24 protein-coding genes and 1 pseudogene are annotated in these 25,504 nt (G+C 59.1%); 6 read left to right on the top strand and 19 right to left on the bottom strand.

Features of this window, described 5'->3' with window-relative positions:
* Positions 1-4: 4 nt before the first annotated feature.
* From JQM66_RS05460 to JQM66_RS05475, 4 genes are all read right to left on the bottom strand, one after another.
* Entirely contained in the window at positions 5-676 is a 672-nt protein-coding gene (locus tag JQM66_RS05460) for a site-2 protease family protein (protein ID WP_235228876.1), read from the bottom strand.
* A 139-nt stretch (positions 677-815) separates the two neighbouring features.
* On the bottom strand, positions 816-1,733 hold the full coding sequence (gene tsf, locus JQM66_RS05465; RefSeq protein ID WP_235228877.1) for a translation elongation factor Ts: 918 nt from the start codon (positions 1,731-1,733) through the stop codon (positions 816-818).
* 57 nt (positions 1,734-1,790) lie between these two features.
* Positions 1,791-2,522 (bottom strand): 30S ribosomal protein S2, encoded by a 732-nt coding sequence (gene rpsB, locus JQM66_RS05470; protein WP_235228878.1) that lies wholly within the window; start codon positions 2,520-2,522, stop codon positions 1,791-1,793.
* A gap of 187 nt (positions 2,523-2,709) precedes the next feature.
* Positions 2,710-3,000 (bottom strand): YlmC/YmxH family sporulation protein, encoded by a 291-nt coding sequence (locus tag JQM66_RS05475; RefSeq protein WP_235228879.1) that lies wholly within the window; start codon positions 2,998-3,000, stop codon positions 2,710-2,712.
* A 135-nt stretch (positions 3,001-3,135) separates the two neighbouring features.
* On the opposite strand from JQM66_RS05475, the gene sigG reads away from it, so the two are divergent.
* Both sigG and JQM66_RS05485 read left to right on the top strand, forming a co-directional pair.
* Positions 3,136-3,906: an RNA polymerase sporulation sigma factor SigG gene (gene sigG, locus JQM66_RS05480; protein ID WP_235228880.1), complete on the top strand. Its 771-nt coding sequence runs from the start codon at positions 3,136-3,138 to the stop codon at positions 3,904-3,906.
* A gap of 98 nt (positions 3,907-4,004) precedes the next feature.
* Entirely contained in the window at positions 4,005-4,454 is a 450-nt protein-coding gene (locus tag JQM66_RS05485) for an AraC family transcriptional regulator (protein WP_235228881.1), read from the top strand.
* A 2-nt stretch (positions 4,455-4,456) separates the two neighbouring features.
* On the opposite strand, the gene JQM66_RS05490 is transcribed toward JQM66_RS05485, so the two are convergent.
* The gene (locus tag JQM66_RS05490) at positions 4,457-6,061 is read right to left on the bottom strand and encodes a carbohydrate-binding domain-containing protein (RefSeq protein ID WP_235228882.1); all 1,605 of its coding nucleotides are present in this window, start codon (positions 6,059-6,061) and stop codon (positions 4,457-4,459) included.
* 88 nt (positions 6,062-6,149) lie between these two features.
* Positions 6,150-7,536, bottom strand: a pseudogene (locus JQM66_RS05495) (MATE family efflux transporter).
* A gap of 203 nt (positions 7,537-7,739) precedes the next feature.
* On the opposite strand from JQM66_RS05495, the gene JQM66_RS05500 reads away from it, so the two are divergent.
* Positions 7,740-8,150 (top strand): PaaI family thioesterase, encoded by a 411-nt coding sequence (locus JQM66_RS05500; RefSeq protein WP_235228883.1) that lies wholly within the window; start codon positions 7,740-7,742, stop codon positions 8,148-8,150.
* 59 nt (positions 8,151-8,209) lie between these two features.
* On the opposite strand, the gene JQM66_RS05505 is transcribed toward JQM66_RS05500, so the two are convergent.
* Complete coding sequence (locus tag JQM66_RS05505) at positions 8,210-9,940, bottom strand: glutamine--tRNA ligase/YqeY domain fusion protein (RefSeq protein WP_235228884.1); 1,731 nt, start codon at positions 9,938-9,940, stop codon at positions 8,210-8,212.
* A 254-nt stretch (positions 9,941-10,194) separates the two neighbouring features.
* Here JQM66_RS05505 and JQM66_RS05510 point away from each other — a divergent pair, with 254 nt between their 5' ends.
* Positions 10,195-11,130: a phosphate acyltransferase gene (locus JQM66_RS05510; protein ID WP_235228885.1), complete on the top strand. Its 936-nt coding sequence runs from the start codon at positions 10,195-10,197 to the stop codon at positions 11,128-11,130.
* A 45-nt stretch (positions 11,131-11,175) separates the two neighbouring features.
* On the opposite strand, the gene JQM66_RS05515 is transcribed toward JQM66_RS05510, so the two are convergent.
* From JQM66_RS05515 to JQM66_RS05530, 4 genes are read right to left on the bottom strand one after another with little or no spacing between them, the layout of a single operon-like run.
* Positions 11,176-11,772, bottom strand: coding sequence for a toprim domain-containing protein (locus JQM66_RS05515; protein ID WP_235228886.1), 597 nt, complete (start codon positions 11,770-11,772; stop codon positions 11,176-11,178).
* Entirely contained in the window at positions 11,769-12,818 is a 1,050-nt protein-coding gene (holA, locus tag JQM66_RS05520) for a DNA polymerase III subunit delta (protein ID WP_235228887.1), read from the bottom strand. The genes JQM66_RS05515 and holA overlap by 4 nt, the downstream gene beginning before the upstream one ends.
* A 10-nt stretch (positions 12,819-12,828) precedes the next feature.
* Positions 12,829-15,069, bottom strand: coding sequence for a DNA internalization-related competence protein ComEC/Rec2 (locus JQM66_RS05525; protein WP_235228888.1), 2,241 nt, complete (start codon positions 15,067-15,069; stop codon positions 12,829-12,831).
* On the bottom strand, positions 15,066-15,299 hold the full coding sequence (locus tag JQM66_RS05530) for a helix-turn-helix domain-containing protein (RefSeq protein ID WP_328284116.1): 234 nt from the start codon (positions 15,297-15,299) through the stop codon (positions 15,066-15,068). The genes JQM66_RS05525 and JQM66_RS05530 overlap by 4 nt, the downstream gene beginning before the upstream one ends.
* Before the next feature lie 195 nt (positions 15,300-15,494).
* On the opposite strand from JQM66_RS05530, the gene JQM66_RS05535 reads away from it, so the two are divergent.
* On the top strand, positions 15,495-16,877 hold the full coding sequence (locus JQM66_RS05535; RefSeq protein WP_235228890.1) for an S-layer homology domain-containing protein: 1,383 nt from the start codon (positions 15,495-15,497) through the stop codon (positions 16,875-16,877).
* Between the two features lie 297 nt (positions 16,878-17,174).
* On the opposite strand, the gene JQM66_RS05540 is transcribed toward JQM66_RS05535, so the two are convergent.
* The 6 genes from JQM66_RS05540 to JQM66_RS05565 form a co-directional block, all read right to left on the bottom strand.
* Positions 17,175-17,519 (bottom strand): histidine triad nucleotide-binding protein, encoded by a 345-nt coding sequence (locus JQM66_RS05540; protein WP_235228891.1) that lies wholly within the window; start codon positions 17,517-17,519, stop codon positions 17,175-17,177.
* A gap of 26 nt (positions 17,520-17,545) precedes the next feature.
* Complete coding sequence (locus JQM66_RS05545; RefSeq protein WP_235228892.1) at positions 17,546-17,719, bottom strand: DUF4250 domain-containing protein; 174 nt, start codon at positions 17,717-17,719, stop codon at positions 17,546-17,548.
* Positions 17,720-17,770: 51 nt separating this feature from the next.
* Positions 17,771-18,106, bottom strand: a complete 336-nt coding sequence (locus JQM66_RS05550) for a cupin domain-containing protein (protein WP_235228893.1) — start codon at positions 18,104-18,106, stop codon at positions 17,771-17,773.
* Positions 18,107-18,119: 13 nt separating this feature from the next.
* A complete protein-coding gene (gene alaS, locus JQM66_RS05555; RefSeq protein ID WP_235228894.1) occupies positions 18,120-20,762 on the bottom strand; it encodes an alanine--tRNA ligase in 2,643 nt (880 codons plus the stop codon).
* Positions 20,763-21,146: 384 nt separating this feature from the next.
* A complete protein-coding gene (locus JQM66_RS05560; protein ID WP_235228895.1) occupies positions 21,147-21,332 on the bottom strand; it encodes a FeoB-associated Cys-rich membrane protein in 186 nt (61 codons plus the stop codon).
* 30 nt (positions 21,333-21,362) lie between these two features.
* The gene (locus JQM66_RS05565; RefSeq protein ID WP_235228896.1) at positions 21,363-21,719 is read right to left on the bottom strand and encodes a hypothetical protein; all 357 of its coding nucleotides are present in this window, start codon (positions 21,717-21,719) and stop codon (positions 21,363-21,365) included.
* A gap of 202 nt (positions 21,720-21,921) precedes the next feature.
* Between JQM66_RS05565 and JQM66_RS05570 the strand changes: the two genes are divergently transcribed.
* Positions 21,922-22,455 carry a DUF5662 family protein gene (locus JQM66_RS05570; RefSeq protein ID WP_235228897.1) on the top strand — a complete coding sequence of 178 codons (534 nt, stop codon included), beginning with the start codon at positions 21,922-21,924 and terminating at the stop codon, positions 22,453-22,455.
* A 653-nt stretch (positions 22,456-23,108) separates the two neighbouring features.
* Here JQM66_RS05570 and JQM66_RS05575 read toward each other — a convergent pair.
* Together JQM66_RS05575 and JQM66_RS05580 are read right to left on the bottom strand one after the other, a co-directional pair.
* Positions 23,109-24,095, bottom strand: a complete 987-nt coding sequence (locus tag JQM66_RS05575; protein WP_235228898.1) for an Ig-like domain-containing protein — start codon at positions 24,093-24,095, stop codon at positions 23,109-23,111.
* A gap of 100 nt (positions 24,096-24,195) precedes the next feature.
* On the bottom strand, positions 24,196-25,377 hold the full coding sequence (locus JQM66_RS05580; RefSeq protein ID WP_235228899.1) for an FtsW/RodA/SpoVE family cell cycle protein: 1,182 nt from the start codon (positions 25,375-25,377) through the stop codon (positions 24,196-24,198).
* Between the last annotated feature and the right edge of the window lie 127 nt (positions 25,378-25,504).

Genomic DNA, 25,504 nt, shown 5'->3' on the forward strand with positions numbered 1-25,504 from the left:
CACCTCAAAAAAACAGGTTCAGCAAAAAGCCGTATACGCCCATGATGGCGTTGCCAATCAGGTTGCCTGTCAGACCCAGCCAGGACAACAGCAACAGCAGAATGATGCCGTACCGCTCGTACCGCATCAGCTGGACATAGAGCCGGTCCGGCAGCAGGACCGCCACCACCTTGGAGCCGTCCAGGGGCGGAATGGGCAGCAGGTTAAAAAGTCCCAGGCCGATGGACAGAGGTACCACCGTGTAAAGGCAGAAGGTAAAAACTGTGTCCCACATTGGGGTATAAGGAACGTAAAGGTAAACCACCTTACTGATTCCCAGCATCAGCAGTGCCAGCAGAAAGTTGGAAATGGGCCCCGACAGGGCTGTGAGAGCCATTCCCTGCTTGGGCTTTTTGAAATAGCCCGGGTTCACAGGCACAGGCTTTGCCCAGCCGAAGCCCGCTGCGAACATCATGACCAGGCCCAGCCAGTCGATGTGGCGCAGAGGATTCAGGGACAGGCGGTGCATCCGCTTGGCCGTAGGATCTCCCAGTGCCAGAGCCGCCAGACCGTGGCAGGTTTCATGGATGGTCAGGCACAGAAAGACGGCAACCACTCGAAGCGCCGCATCCCCCAGAGAACCGAGGTCCAGTGCCTGCAACAGATTTTGCAGATAGTGCAGAGGTGAAAATGCCATAACAGACTCCAAATCATAATAACCCAAAATATAGGATCATTATACCAGTTTGCAACACTAAATACAAGGAAAATTCAGAATAAACGAGAAAAGAGACAGGCGCGGATGCGCCTGTCTCTCTGGTGCTTATTCTGAAAGATTAGCCCTTCACCATGGAAGCGATCTCAGCAGCGAAGTTCTCCTGCTTCTTCTCGATGCCCTCGCCCTTCTCGAAACGCACGGCGTTCTTGAAGGTGATGGTGCCGCCCTGGGCCTTGGCCACGGAAGCGATATACTTCTCCACGGTCATGCTGTTGTCCTTGACGAACTCCTGCTGCAGCAGGCAGTTCTCGGCATAGAACTTGTTCAGCTTGCCCATGACGATCTTCTCGCGGACCTGCTCGGGCTTGTTGGCCATCTTGGGATCGTTGGCCATCTGGACCATCATGATCTTCTTCTCCTCGTCCAGAACGTCCTGGGTGACCTGAGTCTTGTCCCAGAAACGGGGATTCAGAGCGGCGATCTGCATGGCGGCATCCTTACCGGCCTCTTCCACCTTCTCGGCGGGCAGGTCGGTCTCCAGGTTCACCAGAACGCCGATCTTGCCGCCGGCGTGGACGTAAGCCACGGAAACGCCGTCAGCGAAGCGGGCGAAGCGGCGGACCTTGATGTTCTCGCCGATGACCAGGACCATCTCCTGCTGCTGCTGCTCAACAGTCAGGTCGGTGCCGTTGTACTTGCAGGCCATCAGGGCGTCCATGTCGGCGGGAGCTTCCTTGGCCACGGTGGCGGCCACGCCCTTGACGAAGTCCACAAACTTCTCGTTCTTGCCGACGAAGTCGGTCTCGGCGTTGACCTCGACCACCACGCCCACACCGTCGATGACAGTGGCGAAAGCCATGCCCTCGGCAGCGATACGGCCGGCCTTCTTGGCGGAAGCGGCCAGGCCCTTCTCACGCAGGTACTCCACGGCCTTGTCCATGTCGCCGTCGGAGGCGGCCAGAGCCTTCTTGCAATCCATCATGCCCACGCCGGTCATCTCGCGCAGGGTCTTCACATCAGCTGCGGTAAAAGCCATTTTTACTTTCCTCCAATTTATATGGTATCAAACACAGTCAGCGTCTGAAACTGCAAATTACTGAGCGTCCTCAGCCTTCTCCTCGACGGCCTCGGTCTGCTCGCCCTGCTTGCCCTCCAGCACGGCGTTGGCCATGATGGAAGAGATCAGCTTGATGGCGCGGATAGCATCGTCGTTGCCGGGGATGACGTAATCGATCTCATCGGGATCGCAGTTGGTATCGGCGATAGCGACCACGGGGATGCCCAGCTTGTGAGCCTCGGCGATGGCGTTGCGCTCCTTACGGGTGTCCACGATGAACAGAGCGCCGGGCAGCTTCTTCATGTCCTTCACGCCGCCCAGGTACTTCTCCAGCTTGGCGATCTCGCCCATGTGCTTCATGACTTCCTTCTTGGGCAGCATATCGAAGGTGCCGTCCTCCTGCATGGTCTTCAGCTGGTTCAGACGGTCCACGCGGGTACGCATGGTCTTGAAGTTGGTCATCATGCCGCCCAGCCAACGGGCGTTGACATAGTACTGACCGCAGCGGGTAGCCTCCTCGCGGATGGCCTCCTGAGCCTGCTTCTTGGTGCCGACGAACAGCAGGGACTGGCCGCTCTCGCTCAGCTGACGGACGAAGCTGTAAGCCTCTTCCAGCTTGCGGACGGTCTTCTGCAGGTCAACGATATAGATACCGTTGCGCTCGGTGTAGATATAGGGAGCCATCTTGGGGTTCCAGCGGCGGGTCTGGTGACCGAAGTGGACGCCTGCCTCCAGCAGGGCTTTCATGGATACGACGTTAGATGCCATAGTGTTGAGTTCCTCCAAATCAAATTTCGTTTTTACCTCCGGCGGCTTCATCCCCCCTGCTGACCCGGCTTTTTGCGGCCTAGCACGAACAGGAAGTCGACGCACCGTGCGGAATGCTGAAATATAATACCACGTTCACTGCGTCAATGCAAGTATTTTTTCCCAAAAAACCTCAAAAAATCTGGCTTTACCGGAATTTCCGCCGTCGTTTCTGCTCCAGATTGGGGTCCCGCCGCTGGAAGGGCTTGTCAATGAGGATGATGTCATCCCCAATGCGCTGGATGCACTCCCAGGGGATGTAAAACTCCTCCCCTCTACCGAACAGCCCGAAGAACCGGCAGGGACCGTAGACCACAATGGCGATCACCTGTCCCTCCGGAACACGGATGTCCACGTCCGCCACGAAACCCAGCCGGCAGCCATCACAAATATTGATGACCTCCTTACACCGCAGATCCCGGATCCTGCACTGCATCATCCATCCCTCCTTGTCAGGAAAGCCTATGCGCGCTCCCGGCTGTCCTATGCGCCCAGAAAGCGACAAAAGCTCCCAGTATAGGAAAAATCGGCAGCGGAAATACTGTCCCCAGAAGCTAACAAGGGGGCAGCAGCCATGCAGGGAAAAGTGGAGATTGCGGGGGTCAATACCGCCAAATTGAAGGTCCTGAAAAACGCGGAGACCATGGAGCTGCTGCGGAAGACCAAGGAGGGCGACCAGGAGGCCCGCCGTCAGCTGATCGAGGGGAACCTGCGGCTGGTGCTCTCCGTGATCCAGCGGTTCGCCAGCCGGGGCGAAAACGCCGACGACCTGTTCCAGGTGGGCTGCGTGGGCCTCATTAAGGCCATCGACAACTTTGATATCTCCCAGCCGGTGAAGTTCTCCACCTACGGCGTGCCCATGATCATCGGTGAAATTCGCCGCTACCTCCGGGACAACAGCGCCATCCGGGTGTCCCGCTCCATGCGGGATACCGCCTACCGGGTCCTGCAGGTCCGGGACCGCCTGATCTCGGAGAACCAGCGGGAGCCAACCGTGGAGCAGATCGCCAAAGAATTGGACATTCCCCGGGAGGAGGTGGTGTTCGCCATGGACGCCATCGTGGACCCGGTGTCGCTGTATGAGCCGGTGTATTCTGACGGCGGCGACGCCATCTGCGTCATGGACCAGGTCAGCGACACCCGCAATACCGACGAGAGCTGGACGGACCGCATTGCCCTGAAGGACGCCATGGCACGGCTGGACGAACGGGAGCGGCGCATTTTGTCCCTGCGGTTCTACGAGGGGAAGACCCAGATGGAGGTCTCCGCCGAGGTAGGTATTTCCCAGGCTCAGGTATCCCGTCTGGAAAAGGGCGCCATCAACACTATCAAAAAGAATATTTAAAAGGAAAAGAGGACGAAAAAGTCCTCTTTTCCTTTTAAAATAGGGTCTTGCATTTCATTTTAGTTCATGATATTCCTCTGGTAAAGGAGGTTGAAGCTATGAATATGAATCTTGAAAACATTCCGGAGAACACCGTCATCTATCTGCGCCGGACAGGCCCCTACGGCGGGGACAACCGCGACTTAATGGAACGCCTGAAAGCCTGGACCACCAGAAATGACCTGCTGGAAACCGGCACCATTTTGGGCATTGCCCGGGATGATCCCGCGCAAGCGCCGCCGGAGCGCTGCCGTTACGATGTCTGTCTGACTCTCCAGGGTCACTTCCCGGAACCGGAAGCGGGGATGTCTCTGGGACTGCTGCCCGGCGGGCGATATGCCTGCTTTCAGGGTCCTCACACACCAGAAGGCGTCCAGGCCCTCTGGCAGGATAGCTTTGCCGCCCTGCCGGAACTGGGCTTCTGCCCCGATCCGGCCCGTCCGGTGATGGAGCGCTACCGGCCGGAGCTGCTGGCCCAGGGGCTCTGCGAACTGTGCATCCCCGTCTAAACCTATTCTAACGAGCTGATATTGCCGAAGGTCCCGCCCTCCTCCGTCAGGATGAAGTCCGTGCTGACCTCCACATTCATATCGCCGGGGGTCTCACCACCGTCAGGGCACTCCGGGCGCTTGCCGTCCTCCGGCCGCTTCAGTTCAGACGGATCGATGACCGTGCCGTCAGGCAGGGTGATGGTGCCGTCCTCGTTGGGCTTTGGCCAATCCTTACCGGGCTGTCGGCCGGGGTCGCCCTCGGGCGGCACCATCCCCTCCGGTATCTCAAAGCCCTCGGGCGGCTCTCCCCCGTCAGGCCGGGGGCCGCCCATGCCGTGTCCGCCGGTCATTCCGGCGGCGCCGGCCAGCTGAGTTTCACCGTTCCAGAGAGTATAGGTCCCCTCCGTCAGGTCCGGGCTGGAGACTACCAGGTAGGTGAAGTCGTTAGCCGGGGTCCACTCCCCTGCCACGGTGCCGTCCTCCGCCTTCAGGGTGACAGTGGTGCCGCCCTGCTGGCGCTGGCGGAAACCAAACACCACATAGGGCTGGTCTCCGCCGTCGATGCGGTCCAGCATGTTGCCGGAGGCCGCCACGGTGCCGCCGTTGATGTAGATGCCGTTGTCAGAGTCGATACCCGCGTCCTGACTGCTGCCGCAGGCGGCGGCAATGACGGTGCCGCCGTTGATGACCAGCCAGCCGTTGGAGTCGATGCCGTCGCCCTCACCGGTGGCGCCGTCCACGTCGATGGTGAGCACGCCGCCGTTGATGGTGGTGACGGACACGCCGTCCTCGTTGGTGTTGATGCCGTCGTTGCCGGAGGTGATGTTGATGCTGCCGCCGTTTACCGTCAGGTGCAGCTCGGAATCCAGACCTTCGTTTTCGGCGGTGATGTTCAGAATACCTGTCCCCTGCTCTCCGCCGTCCACATTCATGGACATTTTGGAATAGAAGGCGCCGTCGTACTTGTGGAGCTTCTTGCTGTCCACCACTTCCGTGCCATCCTCATTGAGTTCCACGCTGTCCGGTTTGTAGATCCGGGCCACGTAGGAGCCGGTGATGTTGTTGACCGTGCCGTCGGCGATGATGACATTTGCCCCGGCGGCAGAGGTGTCCACGTCTTTGACGGCGGTCTCCGTATCCGTGGAGCCGCATTCATAGACGTTGTAGAAGATCACAGCGGGAGCCACCGTGCAGGTGATATCCGCACCGTTCAGGATCAGGGTCACCACGGCGTTGGGGTCCTCTTCGGCGTCCTCTCCCAGGTCCACGGCTACCTGTCCGGCGGACAAGCTTCCGCTGAGGACATAAGTGCCCGGCTGGGTGATGTGGACCACCGTGTGGGCATTGGCTTCCGCCTGACTGTGTTCGTCATCTTCGGTGCCCTCGCCGTAGGCGATACCCTGGCCCTCCAGATAAAACACGATGTCATTGGCGGTGTAGACAGCCGCCGTCTCGTCGGTGGAAACAGGCTGGCCGTCCACGGTGATGCCGCCATCGGATAAAAGAATGGCAGTCGCACCGTCATAGGTCGGTTGGGCTGTTTCCTGTGTCTCCGCCCTTTTCCCGCAGGCGGTCAGGGGTACCGCCAGCGCCAAAGCAAGCGCCAGCGCAGTCATTCGCTTCATATCATCACGTCCTTTCCGGTTGATGTGGACAGGATAGCAGAGATTTCTGAAATCTTTCTGAAATGCTTCCCTGCATTCGACGCCAGCCTCACCGCAGTTTTCGGCAGGTGTGGATAATGGCAATTGCAGAGATCACGAAGGTCAGGGCATCAGATACCGGCACGGACCACAGCACGCCGTCCAGCCCCAGGAACAGCGGCAGCAGCAGGGCAAAGCCCACGCCGAACACCACCTCCCGGACCATGGACAGCATCGTGGACAGCAAAGCCTCTCCCAGGGATTGAAGGTAGATGAAGGTGGCCTTGTTGATGCAGGCCAGGGGCAGCAGGCAGAGATAGACCCGGAAAGCCTTGACAGCGAACTCCGTGTAGTAATGGCTTTCGTTGGCCGCGCCGAAAATCTGAATCAGCTGACCCGGGAGGAACTCCGCAATCAGTAATGTCACGATACCCACGACAGTCTCCGCCGTCAGCAAACAGATGAACAACTGACGAGCCCGGTCCTTCCGTCCGGCGCCGATGTTGTAGCCCACGATGGGGATGCAGCCAGCCGCCATGCCGATCACGACGGAAATCACGATCTGGAAGAACTTCATCACGATGCTCACCACCGCCATGGGGATCTGTGCATGCTGTTCCTGACCGAAAATCTCGTCCATAGCGCCGTACTTCCGGATCATGTTGTTGATGGCCGCCATGGCCGCCACCAGGGAGATCTGGGCCAGGAAGCTGCACACACCCAGGGGAATGAAATGGCGGATCACGCCCCAGCAGAGGCGGAAACTACTCTTTTCCAGACGGACGGGTTTATCTTCAGCTTTCGCTGGGGGATGATGGTGCGGCGGTTGCCACCGTGCTGGCCAGATCCTGACAGCGGCGCTGGCGGTGTGGTATCTCTGCCACATGAAACACCGGGTCCAGAACGATGTTGGCAGCAGCACCGGCAAGAGTGGAAGCCATGGCGAATCGAGGACTGCCGTCAGAACGGATGATGGGATTCATGGCCTGGCCAAACATGTAGAACGGAATGCCCAGCGTAATCCAGAAGAAATACTCCTTGGCCTGGGCGAACGTCTCCGCGTTGACCCGGCCGCCGAAGGCAGTGAGGATGGGTTCCCGAAAAATCAGATACATGACGGTCAGAAGCAGGCTGCCGGCCACACACAGCACCACGGAGTTTCCGATGCTCCGGTGAGCATTTTCCTGATTGCGGGAGCCCAGGCAGATGCTGACATAGGCACAGCAGCCGTCGCCGATCATCACAGCCACAGCCAGGGCCACCACCGTCAGAGGGAACACAACGCCGTTGGCAGCATTACCATAGGAGCCCAGATAGTCCGCGTTGGCAATAAAGATCTGGTCCACGATGTTGTAAAGGGCCGCCACCAGCAGGGATATGACACAGGGAACCGCGTATTTCCGCATCAGGGTCCCCGGCTTTTCTTCCACCAGAAATGCATTCTTCAATTCGCTCATGTGTTACCTCCTGAACACGCAAAAAAAATACAGCGTGAGGCCGCAACCGGATTTACGCAGTTACGCCACACGCTGTATTTTTGATTATATGTGGTTTTCGCAGCAGGCGCAAAGGTGGTTTTTCACAAATTTTCTTCTGAGAAAATTGACCTTTTCCCGGGAAAAGCGTACAATCATACCATCTGATTCAGGAGTGCTGTTTTATGGACTATCAAAAAATCAAGGACTTTCGCAATACTCATAATCCCTATTCCCAGCGGCTAGGCATTTTCGTGGAGGAAATCGGCCCCGGCTATGCCCGGGTCACCAAAACCGTGGGACCAGAGGACGTGAACCCCCTGGGTGTCCCCCACGGTGGTGTGTATTTTTCCATGGCAGACACCGCCGGCGGCTCGGCCATGGCTTCTCATGGCCGCATGGCTGTCACCGTGAACTGCAATTACAACTTCATGCGCAGTGCCAAGGTGGGCGATACCCTGACCGCTGAAGCCCGTGAAGTCAAAGCCGGAAGAACCCTCTGCGTCTATGACGTGCGGATCACCGACCAGGACGGAATGCTGCTGGGCACCGGAACCTTCACGTTCTATCAGTTGGAACAGGAGATCGATTTTTGAATGGAATACAATTACCCATAAAAAAGCTGACGTCAATTTTTGGCGTCAGCTTTTTTTGCTTATTTTTTGAAGCTGTCCTTCAACGACACGCTGCGGTTGAACACCATGTGTTCGGGGCTGGAGTCCTTGCTGTCCAGGCAGAAATAACCCAAACGCATGAACTGGAAGGACGGGGCGGTCTTTCCCTTCTTCTCCGTCTGTTCATAGACCTCAGCTGCAGCCTTCAGGCCAGCCTCCACCTTGCAGCCCTGGAGGACCTCCAGGGAATCGGGATTCAGGCACTCCAGGAAGTCTTTGTCGGCGCCGTCGGGAGACTCGTCGGAGAACAGGTTGTCGTAGAGCCGGACCTCGGCGTCCACGGCGGTGGCGGCATCCACCCAGTGGATGGTGGCACCCTTCACCTTCCGGCCGTCGGCGGGGTCGCCGCCCCGGCTCTCGGGATCGTACTCACACAGGACCTCGGTGATGTTGCCGTTCTCATCCCTCACGCAGCCGGTGCAGGTGATAAGGTATGCACCCTTCAGACGGCACTCGGGCCCGCCGGGGAACAGACGCTTATATTTGGGCACCGGGGTCTCCAGGAAGTCGTCGGCCTCGATATAGAGATTCCGGGAGAAGCTGACCTCCCGGGTACCGGCGGCGGGGTCCAGAGGATTGTTTTCCACGGTGACGGTCTCGGTTTTGTCCGCGGGATAGTTGGTAATGGTCAGCTTGATGGGCCGCAGAACGCCCATGACACGCTCAGCCGTCTCGTTCAGGTCCTCCCGCAGGCAGTGCTCCAGGAAACCGTACTCTACCACATTTGCGCTCTTTGCCACGCCGATACGCTCGCAGAAATTGCGGATGGACTTGGGAGTGTAGCCCCGGCGGCGCAGGCCGCAGAGGGTAGGCATCCGGGGATCGTCCCAGCCGGAGACCTTGCCGCCCTCCACCAGAGCCCGGAGCTTCCGCTTACTCATAACCGTGTGGTCAATGCCCAGTCGGGCAAATTCGATCTGCCGGGGCTTTGCGGGCAGGTCGCAGTTGTCCACCACCCAGTTGTACAAAGGACGGTGGGCCTCAAACTCCAGAGAGCACAGGCTGTGGGTGATACCCTCCAGCGCATCCTGAATGGGATGGGCGAAATCGTACATGGGATAGATACACCACTTGTCGCCCTGGCGGTGATGGTGCATATGGTTGATGCGGTACAGCACGGGGTCCCGCATATTAAAGTTACCGCTGGCCAGGTCGATCTTGGCCCGCAGAGTCATGGCGCCGTTGGGGAACTCTCCCGCCCGCATCCGGGCGAACAGGTCCAGACTCTCCTCAATGGGACGGTCCCGGTAAGGGCTCTTGGCGGGCACACCGATGCTTCCCCGGTACTCCTTGAACTCCTCGGGGCTCAGCTCGCAGACATAGGCCAGTCCCTTTTTGATGAGGCCAACCGCCTGACGGTAGTCTTCCTCAAAGTAATCAGAGCCGTAGAAGAAACGGTCACCCCAATCGAAGCCAAGCCAGTGGATATCCTCCTGGATAGCGTCCACGAACTCGGTGTCCTCCTTGGTGGGGTTCGTATCGTCCATTCGCAGATTGCAGAGGCCGCCGTACTTCTCAGCCGTGCCAAAGTCAATGGTCAGGGCCTTGCAGTGGCCGATGTGCAGGTAGCCGTTGGGCTCCGGGGGAAACCGGGTATGAACAGTCATGCCCTCGAACTGTCCGCCGGAGGCGATATCCTCTTCAATAAAAGCATGGATGAAGTTCCGGCTCTCAGCCGCTCCCTCCTGCGTATTTTTGATCTCTTCTGCCATTGGCTTTGTCCTCCCAATGCGTATTATTTCACGTGGAGTTATATTATACAGAATCCGATCAAAAATTGCAAGCAGAATCAATCCCTGTCCAAAAGCTGTCCAAAAGCCAAACCTTTTGATTTCCGGAAAATTTTCACAGTTTTTCCCGAAAAGTATTGCAAATTTTCTCCGAAAACACTATAATTATATACCGCATGAGTTAGGTATATAAGCATACTGACAATACAGAAAGGATAGAAAGGAAGAAAAAGAATATGGAACTGAAAAATTTTGATAACATTCTGAGCCTGATGCCCAAGCTGGACCAGCCCAAGCGTGTGGTTCTGGCCGGTTCCGACGGCGAGAACATGCTCAAGGGCCTGTTCAAGGCACAGGAGGCAGGCTTTGTGCAGCCGGTGCTGGTGGGCGACCGGGCCCGCACCATGGTCATGCTGGAAAAGCTGGGCCTGGAGAAAGAGCCCTACACCATGGTGGAGACCCATCCCGGCCACGATGTGGCACAGGCTGCTATCGACGTCATCCGTTCGGGCGATGGCGATATTCTGATGCGCGGCAACATGAGCACCCGCCGTTTCCTGATGGATCTGATGTCCAAGGAAAACGGCCTGCGGACGGACCGTCTGATGACCCACGTTTCCCTGGTGTCCCTGCCGGAGTATCCCAAGCTGCTGGCCCTGTCCGATATGACCGTCATCATCAAGCCGGACCTGAACCAGAAGAAGGAGATCATCCGCAACACCGCCGACGCCCTGAAGGCCTTCGGCTATGAGAATCCCAAGCTGGCCCTGCTGTCCCTGGTGGAGAAGGTGACCTTCCACATGCAGGACACCGTGGAGGCACAGGCTCTGGTGGCCGAGCAGGCCCGCAAGCCCTTTGCCGACTGCGAGCTTTGGGGCCCCATCGCTTACGACCTGATCCTCAGCAAGGAGGCTGCCCGCCTGAAGAACTATGACTGCCCCTATTCCGGCGGCGGGTTCGACGGCATCATCGCCCCCGACCTGTCCACCGCCAACACCCTGGTGAAGAGCTGGCTGATCCATGCCCGCGCCACCACCTGCGGCGCTGTGGTGGGCGCCAAGATCCCCGTGGCTCTGACTTCCCGCTCTGCCGCCGAGGAGGAGACCTACCTGTCCCTGGTGTTCTGCACCATTCTGGACGCCTGGCGCAAGAAGCAGAAGGAAGGCAAATAAGTTCCTACATACCAGAAGAGACCGCCGTGAAGGCGGTCTCTCTTTTTATGTTTCTTCCTGCATGGCCTGCTCCAGGGCCTCCCGGTCATACAGCAGGTTCAGGGCCTCCAGCATTCCGTTGGCGGTCAGATGCTCCGGCAAGTCCAGCTTTTTCAGCAGCGCCTGCCGCTTGGCGGCGCTGTCCGGACCGCCGGTGAGGCCCAAAGCGAACAGGTCCGCCTTGGTGATGGGCTCCTTCGCCGGGACGCACTCCTCTTCCCCGTCCAGAAAGGTGGCTCCGGCCCGTTCCAGCGCCGCCAGCAGCACCTCGGGCTTCATGCCCTCCACGCCCAGCTTGCCCTCTTTTCCGGCATGGCGCTTCCGGCGCTCCTTGCCGTGGATATCCGGGATATAAGCCTGCTTGACCCGGTCCTTGGGCAGGGCGCCCTTGAGGTAGTTGCGGATGACAAAGCCGGCGCCGTCGCTGTCCGTCAGGACGATCAGTCCCCGCTCCTCCGCAAGTCTGCGGAGAAAGGCCAGCTTTTCTTTATCATTGAACACAGAAAAGCCTCCCAGGGTGACCACGGTGGCATCCACCACCTGAGAGATGGTATGTTTATCGTAGCGGCCCTCCACCACGATGACCTCTTTGATCTTCCTCATTTCCGCCTTGCCCCCAGCCGCACCAGCAGCAGCTTCAATTCCCCCGCCGCGTCGATGCTTTTCTCACTCTTCATGCGGCGGTCCAGAGTCTGGCACATCTTCACCGCGTCGGCGCACCAGTCTGCCGTGGTCCGTTTGGCCGCCGTCAGCAGCAGCTTTGCCGGGTAGTCGCTCTTCATCTCCCACAGCTCCATGAGCCAGTACTTGTCCTTGCCGCTGTCGATGGCCATGCGGGCGGTGTAGATGCGGCGTAGCTGACTGCCCAGAGCCGCCAGGATCATAATGGGCTCCGTCTGCATTTTCAGCAGGTCCCCTAGAATGGAGGCCGCCTGGTCGTAATTCCCCTGCAGCACCGCGTCGCTGAGCTTGAACACCTCGGCAGACAGCACCGGGTCCGCCACGGCGTCGATGTCCTGCTGGGTGATGGCCTTGCCCTTGGCGTAGGCGCCAATCTTCTGGATCTCCGGCACCAGCCCCGTCATCAGGCCGCCGCAGGTGAAGATCAAATACTCCGCCGTCTGGCGGTCGATCTCCTTCCCCAGCGCCTTGAAGCGGCGGGCGATCCAGGCCACCAGGTCGCTGCTGTCGGCAGCCCGGAACTCCACATCCTCCACATGGTCGCTGAGGGCCTTGTACAGCTTCTTCATGGTCTTGTTGGGCTTGTAGGCCACGGTATCGTAGACGAAGACCACACAGCAGTAAGGCGGGATATCCTCCAGGAAAGCGATCATTTTCTCCCGCTGCTCCTCATTCAGCTTGAAGAGGTCGAAGTCCGTCACCACGATGAGGGTCCGCTCCGCCATCATGGGCATGGCCTCTGCCATCTCACTGAGGCTCTGGACCGTCAGGTCCTTCCCCTCCAGCTTGTGGTAGTTGAACTCCTCGAAGCCACCGGGCACCAGCTGCTTCCGCAGCTCCCCCAGGTAATACTCCCGCAGGTAGCTCTCCTCTCCGTAGAAAATATAGGCACAGCCCGGAGTTCCGGCCTTCAAATCGTCCTTCAGCTTCTGAAAGGCTTCGTTTTTTGTTTTCTTCGCGTTCGCCATGTTGGTCTCCTCAGTTCAAAGATAAGTGGATATTGCCGTGCAGGTCCGTCCGGCAGACGGCGCAGCCCCGCTCCCCCAGCCGCCGCAGAGTCTCCCTGGCCGGGTGGCCATAGCTGTTGGAGCCCACGCTGATACACACCATCTCCGGTTTCAGGGCATCCAGCAGTTCCTCAGAAGTGGAAGTTTTGGCTCCGTGGTGGCCCGCCGTCAGATACTCGATGTCCGGCAGGTCCCAGGCCGCCAGCAGCGCTCTTTCGGCGGCCCGGTCCAAGTCTCCGGTCAGCAGCAGGTCCTCCTCCCCCAGGGAGGCCAGCACCGCAAGGCTGCGTTCATTGTCATTTCCGTCTCCCACAGGCGGGAACACCCGCAGGCGGGCCTTGCCCAACTCCAGCGTGATCTCTTCCGTGACGGTCCGCACCTCGGCCCCGTGGGCGGCGGCAGTCTCCAGGACAGCGGCCCGGACCACCTCGTCGTCGGCTCCCTCCGTCACCAGCACCTCCGCCACGTCCATGCGGGCCAACAGGCCGGTGACGCCGGAGATATGGTCCTTGTCGTAGTGGGACAGGATCATGTAATCCAGTTCCGTGCAGCCCATGGTTTTCAGCTGGTGGGCCGCCACTTCCCCGGCGTCATACCAGCTGCTGCCGCTGCCGCAGTCCACCAGGGCGTATTCCCCGCCGGAGGCCAGCAGCACGCACTGCCCCTGCCCCACATCCAGCATGACGGCCTCCAGGCCGGCACTGTAACGCATAGCGCCCAACCGCACTGTCACTGCCAGGGTCAGAACCGCGGCCAGTGCCGCCACGGCGTATTTCCGCCGGGCCTTTGGTTTCATCAGGTATGCCGCCAGGAACAGCAGATAGGCAAAGGCCAGCCAGTATTTCAGATAGGGGTTGGAGAAATAGACGGCGTGGTACGGAATCTTCGCCAGCAGGCGTGCCGCAGCCAGGATATACCCGGCCAGCAACCGGGGCACCACCGCCAGCAGCATCCCCAAAGGCATCCAGAGGAACCCCGCCAGTACGGCCAGCAGACCCAGCAGGAAAACCCCGCTGGCTGCCCACAGGCACAGCAGATTGCTGAGGGGCGCAATCAGCACCAGGGTGCCGAAATAGTAAGCAGACAGGGGTACCGTGAATACCAGCGCGCCCATAGTGGCAGAAAAGCTGGCAACAGTAAAGTGAAATACCTTGTCATGCTTTTTATCGCCCATCAGCAGGTTATACAGCTTGGGCGTCAGCCACAGAATACCCGCCATGGCGGCAAAGGACAACTGCAGACTGATGGAAGCCGCCGCGAAGGGGTTCCACAGCAGGATCAGAAACAGGGCCGTCAGCAAGGAGGTCGGCCCGTCGCTCTCCCGGTCAAACAGGGGTGCCGCCAGCAGCAGGACCAGCATGACGCAGGCCCGGACCACCGAGGGGCTTCCGCCGGTCAGAAGGGCGTAAAACACCAGCAGTATCAGCATGACCCCCGCCACCAGCTTCCTCCGGTGCCGTCCCGTCAGCAGGACTACCAGGGTCAGCAGAAAGCCGCAGTGCATACCGGACACCGCCAGAATGTGGTACAGCCCCGCCTCCGACAGGTCCGCCGCCGCCCGCTCTGACAGACCGGATTTGTCGCCAGTGAGGATAGCCGTCAGAAAAGCGGCGGTATCCCCATCAAACAGGGCGGCAATTTCCTCCCGCATGGCGTGTCCCACTCTGGTTGGCCACCAGCGGGGCGCCCCGGAGGTTCCCGCATCCAAGGTGACCTCTCCCCTTTGGTACGCCAGCAAAAACACGCCCTTGGAGGTAAAGGCGGTCACGTCCTCGTCCCGGATGTGGGCAGCGTTTTTCAGATGCACCGTGTCCGTCACCCTCTGCCCCGGAGACGCCGACAGCAGTGCCTCACTGCCATAGTAGACGGCCTTCCCCGGCAAGCCTTCCAGCTTCACCGTGACTTTGGCGCCGTAGTCAGTTTTCACCGCATAGTCGCAGAGCGTCATGGTGACCGATTGCTCCGTGTCCGCCAGAGCCTCCAGGGGCGCCTGGACCTGACGAATGTACAGCCAGTTCCAGCCAAAGGCCAGAGCCAGCCCCACGCCCGCCAGCAGCGCCCGCCGCCCCCAATGGTTCCGCAGGACCAGTCTGCCGCAGGCCAGCACGAAAGCAGCCGCTCCCATGGGGAGCAGCCAGTCAACCGGCAGCAGGTACTGGGCCAGAAAGATGCCCAGGGAAAAGGCACCCGTGAACAGGGCCAGCTTTCTCATTTGCTCTTTTGGGGCGGCGTGGGGTCGTCAGTACGGCCCAGGAGGTAGTCGGTGCTGACCTTGTAATAGTCGGCCAGCTTGATGACCACATCCACAGGAACGCTGCGAACACCCTTTTCGTAGCGCCTGTATACGGTTGGGTCCATTCCAAGGTACTCAGCAACTGCCTTCTGTTTGATATCCTGGTCTTCGCGCAAGTCATGAATTCTTCGGAAGTACAACCAAATCACCTCAAAAAGAGGTTACCATTTGGTTGCTTTTATATGCAGAAAGCAGACTGTTTGGTTTGTTATTTGATGATTATACAGGGATGCTGCAATTCCGTCAAGATATGTTCCCTGGTGCTTCTCCTTGACGGGACAGGGGCACGGGTATATGATGGTAAAAACGGCAAACCGCCGCAATCTGGAAAGGAGCAACACACTATGAAGCGTTTTCTGACCCTTCTGTTCACCACACTGCTGCTGACGGCGGTGCTGTGCGTGACTGCCTCCGCTTCCGACTATGACACGGTGGCGCAGGACCTGTCCGCCATCGGTATGTTCCGGGGCACCGCCAATGGCTTTGAGCTGGACCGTGCTCCCACCCGCTCCGAAGCCGCCATTATGCTGGTGCGGCTCTACGGCGCCGAGGAAAAGGCCAAGACCGCCTATGAGGCCGGTGAGATCAGCCATCCCTTTACCGATGTCAGTGAGTTTACCTCCCCTTATGTGGCCTGGCTGTACACCAACGGCATCACCAACGGCTTCACGGAGACCACCTTCGGTTCCCAGCGGGCCTGCACTGTCCAGAACTACGTGACCTTCCTGCTGCGGGCACTGGGCTACAAGGACGGCACCGACTTCCAGTATGCCGACGCTCTGACCTTCGCCCAGGAGAAGGGCTTCTATGAGCCCGTCATGTTCCCCGGCGCCTTCCTGCGGGACGACCTGGCGGCCGTTACCTATCAGGCCCTGGCCGCCGATATGGCCGGTGGCAAGACCTATCTGCTGGACAGTCTGGTGAAGTCCGGCGCCATTGACGCCAAGGCCGCCCAGCCCATGACAGAGAAGATCAAGACCTACCGCGCCATGATGGCCACCACCAAGACCATGGATGAAAACGCCATGGATGTGGACATGGATGTCAAGATGGATATGACCATGACCGCCGCCGGCGAGACCATGACCATGCCCTCCGTCATGAAGGGCAACATGAAGATGCTGGCGGACGGCGACAATGTGCAGATGTCCTATACCACCACGACCGAAGCCCAGGGCATCGCCGTGAAGGTGGACATGTGGATGAAGGACGGCTGGGTGTATATGTCCACCGCCGCAGGCGGCGAGGAAATGAAGGTCAAGTATTCCGTGGAGGATCAGCTGGCCGCCGTCAAGGACTTGGCCGGTATGAACATGAGCGCCATGGACGTCAGCGGATTGGCGATGCTGGAGTCCGTGAGCTCTAAAAAGGCAGGCGCCAATACGGAATACACCATCGTTATCGGCGAGGGCATGAACAGCATGCTGGAGAGCGTCACCGGCGCCATGGGCACGGAGACCGACGGCATGGACATGCGCTTCGGCAAGATCACCGCCACCTATACCGTGGACAGCCGGGGCATCCTGAAAAAGATCAACATGGTCTTTGACGCTTCTATGAAGATGGAGCTTCCCATGGAGGACGGCACCGTTCTCTCCATGGATACGGCTTACGCTTACGACATGACCATGACTGTCAACGCTACCGGCAAGAGCGTGAAGGTCACCTTCCCCGATTTCTCCGGCTATCAGGAGATGGACCCCGGCCAGATGGCTGCCGCCGCTTAACCGATAGAACTGCAAAAACAGCGCCTCAAACCGAGGCGCTGTTTTTATATTGCGTATACCCCCGATGTTTCCCAGAGCAAACCAGCCAAGCGCTTGCCGAGGAAAGCGAGGAGCAAGGGGGCGGCCGCAGTTTTCGCCGTCAGGCGGAAACGGAGTTCAGCGGACTTTGCGGAAACGCATCTCCGTCCCCTCCATCGGCAAACCAGGGAACCGTTTGCCGATGGAAAAGGAGGAGCAGCAAAATGACTGAGCTTTCGGCCTTGGCCGGAAGCGAAGGATATGGAGCTTGCTCCGACGTTAGCCCGGAGGCCAGGTCATATCCCGGCCTGCCAGCACGTGGAAGTGCAGATGGGGCACGGACTGCTGACCGGCTTCGCCGATGTTGGACACCACACGGTAGCCCGCCTCAGCAAAGCCCAGTTCCCGGGACAGCTTGGCAATGACCTCAAAGATATGGGCCACCACCGCGCTGTTCTCCGCCGTGATGGCGGAAACGGAGGTGATGTGGGCCTTGGGCACCACCAGGAAGTGGGTGGGCGCCTGGGGCGCGATGTCGTTGAAGGCGTAGCAGAGGTCGTCCTCGTAGACCTTGCTGCTGGGAATGTCCCCGGCGATGATCTTGCAGAATAAGCAATCAGACATGGTGCAACCCTCCTTTTGATAAGATATCAGATAAATTGACTGTGCGTGGGGTCATAGTGATAATCCAGAGCGGCCAGCACTTCCGTGATGTCCGCCGCATCGGCGTCCAGCGCGGCGCACAGGTCCTCCAGACTGCTGTATTCATCCCGCAGCTTCGTATTGATGAAGCTCAGCAGGATGACGGGATCTTTCGGCAGCATCGGTCAACGCTCCTTTCCATCCAGGCCAGAATCACTGCGGGAAGGCGCTGCTCAGGCCCCGTGCTGTGGAACGACGGCGAGGAAGATCAGGTCCTCGTCGCTGTCGTTGATCAGGCTGTGGGAATGACCCTTGGGGCAGTAGTGACAGGAGCCCACCGAAAGAGTCTCGCAGCCATCGTCATACAAGACCTTGCCCTTGCCGGAGAGAATATAGATGACCTCGCTGTCGGTGACATGGGTATGCAGACCCACGGTGGCACCGGGGAACAGGCGGCCCTGCATGACTTTGCACAGGCCGTCGTCATAGGCCCGCATGCCTGCTTCCTTCTCACCGCCCCGCATGTGGGGGATGATCTTTTCCTCCATGGCATGGAAGTCGATCAGCATGTCAGCTCCCTCCTCAGCCCAGCTTGGACGCCACAAAATCGTCCACAGATGCCAGGGCATCGTCCAGCTTCAGCAGGTCGCTGCCGCCGCCCATGGCGCTGTCGGGCTTGCCGCCGCCCTTGCCGCCGCAGATGGTGCAGACATTCTTCACCAGGTCGCCGGCCTTGATGCCCTTCTTCACGGCCTCGGAGCCGCAGATGGCCAGGAAGGTGATCTTCTCGCCGTTGACAGAGGCCAGGACGGCCACCACGTTGGGCTCCTTGTCCCGCAGGAAGTCGCCCATCTGGCGCAGGCCATTGGCATCCATGCCGCTGCGGGTGGCAGTCAGGACCTTCAGGCCGCCCACTTCCTTGGCGCTCATCAGGAACTGACGGGCCTCGCCCAGAGAGGCCTCCGCCTTGAACTTATCCAGGGCGTGGCGCATCTCCTTCATCTCGTTGAGCTGCTGGTCGATCTTGTTCTCCAGCTCGCCGGGGTTGGTCTTCAGCATCTGGGCGGCATGGAACAGCATCTGCTGGTTGCGGTTCACGGTCTCCAGGGTCAGCTTGCCCACGGTAGCCTCGATACGCCGCACGCCGGAGGCGATGGACGCCTCGCTCTTGATGCGGAAGGGGCCGGCCTTGGCGGTGTTGTCCAGGTGGGTGCCGCCGCAGAACTCCATGGAGAAGTCGCCCATCTCCACCACGCGGACGGTGTCGCCGTACTTCTCGCCGAACATGGCGATGGCGCCCTTCTTCTTGGCCTCTTCAATGGGCAGGACCTCGGTAACAACCGGGTAGCCCTCCAGAATCGCGTCGTTCACCAGGCGGTCGATCTCGCTGAGCTGCTCGGGAGTGATGGCCTCGAAGTGGGTGAAGTCGAAGCGCAGGCGGTCGGGCTCCACCAGAGAGCCGGCCTGATGGACATGGTCGCCCAGGACCTTCTTCAGCGCAGCGTCCAGCAGATGGGTGGCGCTGTGAGCACGCATGATGGCCTTGCGGCGGTCTACGTCGATGGAAGCGGTGATGGTATCGCCCACCTGGAACTGGCCGGAGACCACCTTGCCGTAGTGCATGAACTTGCCGCCCTTGTTTTTCAGGACGTTGGTGACCTCAAACCTGGCTTCGCCGGCGGTGATCACGCCGTGGTCGGCCACCTGGCCGCCCATCTCGGCGTAGAAGGGAGTCTGGTCCAGCACCAGGATAGCCTCGGCACCGGAGACCACCTCGTCCCGCAGTTCCTCGTCAGCCACGATGGCCAGGACCTTGCCGTCGGCCTCGGTGTGGTCATAGCCCACGAACCCGGTGGCGGGCATATCAGAGCCGAACTCGATACCGGCCCAGCCCAGGTCGCCCAGGGCCTCACGGGCCTTGCGGGCGCGGACGCGCTGCTCCTCCATCTCCTTATCGAAGCCCTCGCGGTCCAGGGTCATGCCCTCGTCCTCCACCATCTCGGCGGTCAGGTCGATGGGGAAGCCATAGGTATCGTACAGCTTGAAGGCGTCAGCGCCAGAGAACACCGTCTCGCCCTTGGCCTTGTGGTCCGCCAGCAGCTGGTCAAAGATCTTCATACCGCCGTCGATGGTCTTGGCGAAGTTCTCCTCCTCGGTGCGGACCACCTTGGTGATATAGGTCTGCTTCTCCCGCAGATCGGGATAGGCAAACTCGTTCTCATGGATGACAGTCTCCACCACCTCATACAGGAAGGGCTTGTTGACGCCCAGCAGCTTGCCGTGGCGGGCGGCCCGGCGCAGTAGGCGGCGCAGCACGTAGCCCCGGCCCTCGTTGCTGGGCAGGATGCCGTCGCAGATCATCATGGTGGAGGAGCGGATGTGGTCGGTGATAACACGCAGGGACACATCGGTCTTGTGGCTCTCGCCGTAGTGAGCGCCGGTGATCTCGGACACCTTGTTGGTGATGTTCATGACGGTGTCCACGTCGAACAGAGAGTTCACGTTCTGGACCACGCAGGCCAGCCGCTCCAGGCCCATGCCAGTGTCGATGTTCTTGTTCTTCATCTCGGTATAGTTGCCCTCGCCGTCGTTGACGAACTGGGAGAAGACGTTGTTCCACACCTCGATGTAGCGGTCGCACTCGCAGCCCACGGTGCAGCCGGGCTTGCCGCAGCCGTGCTCGGGGCCGCGGTCATAGTAGACCTCTGAGCAGGGGCCGCAGGGGCCGGCGCCGTGCTCCCAGAAGTTGTCGGCCTTGCCGAAGCGGAAGATATTCTCGGCAGGGATGCCGATCACCTTGTTCCAGATCTCGAAAGCCTCCTCGTCATCCAGGTAGATGGAGGGGTACAGGCGGTCCTTCTCCAGGCCCACCACCTCGGTCAGGAATTCCCAGCAGAAGGGAATGGCCTCGTTCTTGAAGTAATCGCCGAAGGAGAAGTTGCCCAGCATCTCAAAGTAGGTGCCGTGGCGGTCGGTCTTGCCGATGTTCTCAATGTCGCCGGTGCGGATGCACTTCTGGCAGGTGGTAACGCGGTTCCGGGGAGGCTCCTCCTCCCGGGTGAACCAGGTCTTCATGGGAGCCATGCCGGAGTTGATCAGCAACAGGGACTTGTCGTTGGCGGGGGGGATCAGGGAAAAGCTGGGCAGACGAAGATGGCCCTTGCTCTCAAAGTAGCTCAGGAACATCTCCCGCAGTTCGTTCAGCCCGTAGTAGGGATGTGCCATTTGTTTCTTCCTCCTATGATTTTTTTGAGAATCCTGTTGAAATACTCCCGCGACCGAGCGGAGGCGACGGGAGCCGCACTTCAGCGCATTTTTGAATCTGGCTTTTTTGTGTGTAACACAAAAAAACCTTCACCCCTGAAGATAGGGGCGAAGGCTTACTTCACGGTACCACCCTAATTATCCCCTTGACAGGGGCATCTTAGCCATCCGGTAACGGGGATGAGCCGTTCCGCTCCTCGCGGACCGCTCTAAAGTGGCTGCCTTGCGGCTTGGGCAAGGGGCTTTCACCGTCTCCCCTCTCGCTCCGGCCGGTTTCGCAAAGCTGGCTTTGTCACAGCATTTCGCTTATCGAACGGAAATATTATATCCTGTTTGTAGGATTTGTCAAGCAGGGTCCTTCCCTTTTTTGACGGATTTCTTCCCCTTTACCATGACGCATTCCCCGGTGCGGGCACACTGGCCGCAGCCGCAGCAGGAGACAACCCCGCTTTTATCGTTATTGATCCGGTACCAGACCCAGACTGCACCTCCCAGCACCAGTACCAGCAAGATCCAAGTCAACCATGTCATCCCACACACCTCCTGTTTTTGATGAGTTTATCACAGGAAAGGCTTTCCGGTCAGTGGCATCTGCAACAACCATAATCCTAACAGAGGAAGCATTTGCTCCGCCGACATGGGCAACGTCCCCAGGGGTAGCTCCTGCGGTTCGATGATGGTTCCATCCGGCCGCTGCAGGGACCTCTGCACGCACAACACCGGCTCCCGCAGGCTGGACAGGGTCAGGCTGTCCCTGGGCGACAGTCCGTATGTGATCACATGGTCGGTCTCCACAGCAGTCAGCAGCTCTGCGGGGCAGCCGCCCTCCACCAGCAGACATGCACAGGAGATTGGTACCTCCTGTATCGCCCGAACTGTTCCCGGGGGCAGCAGCAGGATTCCCCATGTTTGCTCCAACAACTCCTCCGCTTTATGCAGTCTCCGGGTCTGCGGAGAAACCCAGGTCTCCCATGCCGGAGGGCAATCAAACACCGCGTCCGCCATCCAACCACCTCTCCGGTAGTTTCTGCCCGTGCCGGATTTCCATGCAAAGTTTCTCTCGTCTTTTTTCAGAAACTGTGGTATACTGAATGGCAATATAAAAACTGAGGTGACATCCTTGAATTTCTTGGGCCATTTGAAAACCGTCCATCACCACCGGGCGTTGGTGCGGAAATACTGCTTTCGCCTGGGGCTGTACTGGCAGGGGCTGACCCACGATCTGTCTAAATATTCCCCGGTGGAATTCTTCGCCGGCGTGAAGTATTTCCAGGGCGACCACAGCCCCAATGACGCCCAGCGCAAGGCTTTCGGATACAGCGCCTCCTGGATGCACCATAAGGGCCGCAACCGCCACCACTTTGAATTCTGGACCGATTACAATCCCGACGGCTCCGGCATTTCCGGTGTGGAGATGCCGAGAAAATACGTGGCCGAGATGTTCTGTGACCGTCTGGCCGCCAGCAAGACGTATCGTGGAAAGGACTTCGATCCCGGCGATCCCTACAGGTTCTTCCTGCGGGGCAAGGACCGAAGGTTGCTGCTCCACCCCAACACGGCAGCACTGCTGGAGACCATCCTGCTCACCCTGAAAGACGAGGGTGAAGACGCCGCCTTTGACTATGTACGGCGGGAAGTATTGGGTAAGTCATGACCACCCGTAAAACGGGTGGCATGCTCCACCCCTATAAGGGGTTTTTACTGACAGAGCCTTAAGGCTCTCGAATATAATTACTACTGCATTCTGCACCCCACTGCCAATAAGATTGGCGGTGGGGCGCAGCATTTTTCGACTCTTCGATCCTTCTGTTGCCTTTAGTATCGGTTTCCACTTTTGCAATTTATATCTCCACACGTCTATCGCTACTGCTGTGACCACTCGTTTTCTCTGCATAGGTATAACCTTTTGGGAATCCCAGGCATAGCCCTGATCTCATTAAGATAAGCACTGTACGCAAGGCGGTCTGGTCTGTGATTGCAAATAATTGAAAGAGGAGCACGAATCTCAGGCACTTGTGAAATGGGTGGACCGGCCGGAACTCACAGAACCGGTCATTCTCATAGCGGACCGCGGCTATGAGGCATACAACAACATGCGCACATAGAGCAGAAGGGCTGGAAATATCTGATCCGCGTAAAAGACAAGCAGGGTATACTATTTACTAAACCGCCACCGAGATTCTCTCACGGAGGCGGCTACGTTGGGGTGGTTATCTTAATGAGATTAGGCATAGTCCGGGGGGGATTGACTAACAAAAAGAGACAGCCGTTCCAAGTTTTAGAACGGCTGTCCGCGCTGCTGTTTCCTTATTGCAGAAAATCAAAAAATCCGCCGGTCTCCTCGACCTCCAACAGGGTCTTCGCCGCACAGAGCATCCGGGCCGCGTCGGCCCGGGTCACCTGGGTCTCCATAGCTTCACTGCCGAAGCTGCCCACGGACAGGACGCTGACCGCCTCCATGTTGCCCACGGCCTGAGCCGCCCAGGAGGGCACCGTCTCCCGGTCCGCATACCAGACATCCAGGTCCACATCTCCCAGGTCCAGCACCCGGTCCAGCACTGTGGCGGCCTCGTTGAAAGTGATGGTCTCATCGCCCCGGAAGGCTGTGCCCTCGGGGGTAGTCTTTCCCTGAACGATGCCGTCGGCCACGCCGGCGGCGGCGTAGGCCTTCGCCCAGGTGGGGATGGCCTCGTCATCGCAGAAGCCCGTCATGGTGACAGCCGTCACCTCCCGGCCGGACGTCTCCAGCACCATAGCCAGGAACTCGCTGCGGGACACCGGCCGGTCCGGCTCGAAATAGTACTGATCGCCGATCCTGGCGCCGGTAAAGACGCCATCCTCCGCCAGCTGCTGGGCGGCAGCCGCGGCATTGCTGTCCCCGGTGTCGGCGTAGGTGACGCCGGACCGGGTCTTTTCAATGGTGACCGTCACCGTGGCGGGCAGGGAGACGTTCCCCGCGCTATCGGTGGCGGTGTAGGTGAAGCTGTCGCCGCCCACGGCGCCCTTGTTGGGGGTATAGGTGAAATTCACGCCGTCGATGGTGACAGTTCCCTTCCTGGGCTCCTGGACCACGGCATACGTCATGTCGTCTCCCTCGCTGTCGCTGGCCAGGAACTGGGCCTCATAGGGGATGTCCCGATAGGTGCTGATCTCCACATCCCGGGCCACGGGGGCACCCTCCACCGGCTCTGCCGGAGCGCTTTTTCTGCCGAACAGCGCCGATGCGCTGTCGCTGAGCAGCAGGACCGCAGCCAGCGCCAGGGCGGCTGTGCGTTTCACGGAAACATGTTTCAAGGCAATGACCTCCTGTATGATGGAATACAGGACTAGTCTTTTCCTCCCCCGCCGGATTATGCAAAAAAACAACCGGTCTCCCGGCTGTTTTTCATATTCATCACCGGATGGGCCGCCCCGGCCGCCGCATGGTGGGAGACCGCTTCTTGATGCCGGACACCACGCCCATGGCGGCAAACAGTGTCAGCAGGGACGAGCCGCCGTAGCTGAAAAAGGGCAGCGTGACGCCGATGGTAGGCATCACAAACAGGCACATGCCGATGTTGATGATGGTCTGGTAGATCAACATGGCCGCCACACCCACACAGACATAGCAGTGGAAATTGGTCTCAGCGTTCTTTGCCACCATCAGCACACGGGCGATGATGGCCACCAGCAGCAAGATCACCACCAGACATCCCACCAGACCCAGTTCCTCTCCACAGACGGAGAAAATAAAGTCCGTCCACCGGTAGGGCAGTGACTGGGGGTAGCTGCTCTGGGTCTGGGTGCCGTTCATATACCCCTGCCCGAACACGCCGCCGGAGCCGATGGCCAGCAGGCTCCGGCTCTGCTGCCAGCCAACGCCCAGGGCGTCGTAGCTGTGGTCAAATAACACCAGGAACCGCTTTTTCATATACTCCGGCATCAGTCCCAGGACCACCGCCCCGGCGATGGCTCCGCCCATACCGGCAAACAGCAGCACGAACCACCGCAGGGCAAAGCCCGCCGCGAAGGCCATGGCCACAAATATGAAGAGAAACGTCAGGGCGTTGCCCATATCCCCGGAGATCACCACATACCAGCCCATGAGGGCGATGGTGTGGCCCGCTGCCAAGAACGCCGAGTGGAAGGACTTCAGGTCCCGCTTCTCCTCCCGCAGCCACTCCAGCTGTTTTGCCAGCAGCAGGGTGAAGGTGATCTTCACCACCTCCGCCGGACCGATCTGAAAGGGGATACCGGGAAATTTCAGCCAAGCCTGGTTGCCGGTGGTGGAACCGCCCACGCCGAAGGGCGTCAGCAGCAGGCCGATGAACACGATATTGAAGGCCACCAGCCACTTCCACTTCTTCATGACGATCTCCACATCCACCATGGAGATGAAGATATAGGCGCAGATGCCCAGGCACATGGCCACGCCCTGAACGCCCACATAACGGATCATCTTCTCCACCTTCATAAAGCGTGTGGCGCTGGCAATGAGCGCCATGCCAAACACCGTGGAGACGCAGCAAAGCCCCAGCAGTACCAGATCGGCCTGCTGGAAAAAGTCCGCCAGGGTCCCTTTCAGTCGGTTCAGCATGGGAGGTTCCTTTCTAAAAAAACAGAAAATTCCGTGCTTCAAGTATACCACACAAAAAAAGATGTGTAAACGCCGTCAAAATTGTTTTTACACTTCGTTCAAACTATGGTATACTGGTTGCGGCAAA

Source organism: Oscillibacter valericigenes (assembly GCF_021531915.1).
GTDB classification, from domain to species: domain Bacteria; phylum Bacillota; class Clostridia; order Oscillospirales; family Oscillospiraceae; genus Oscillibacter; species Oscillibacter valericigenes_A.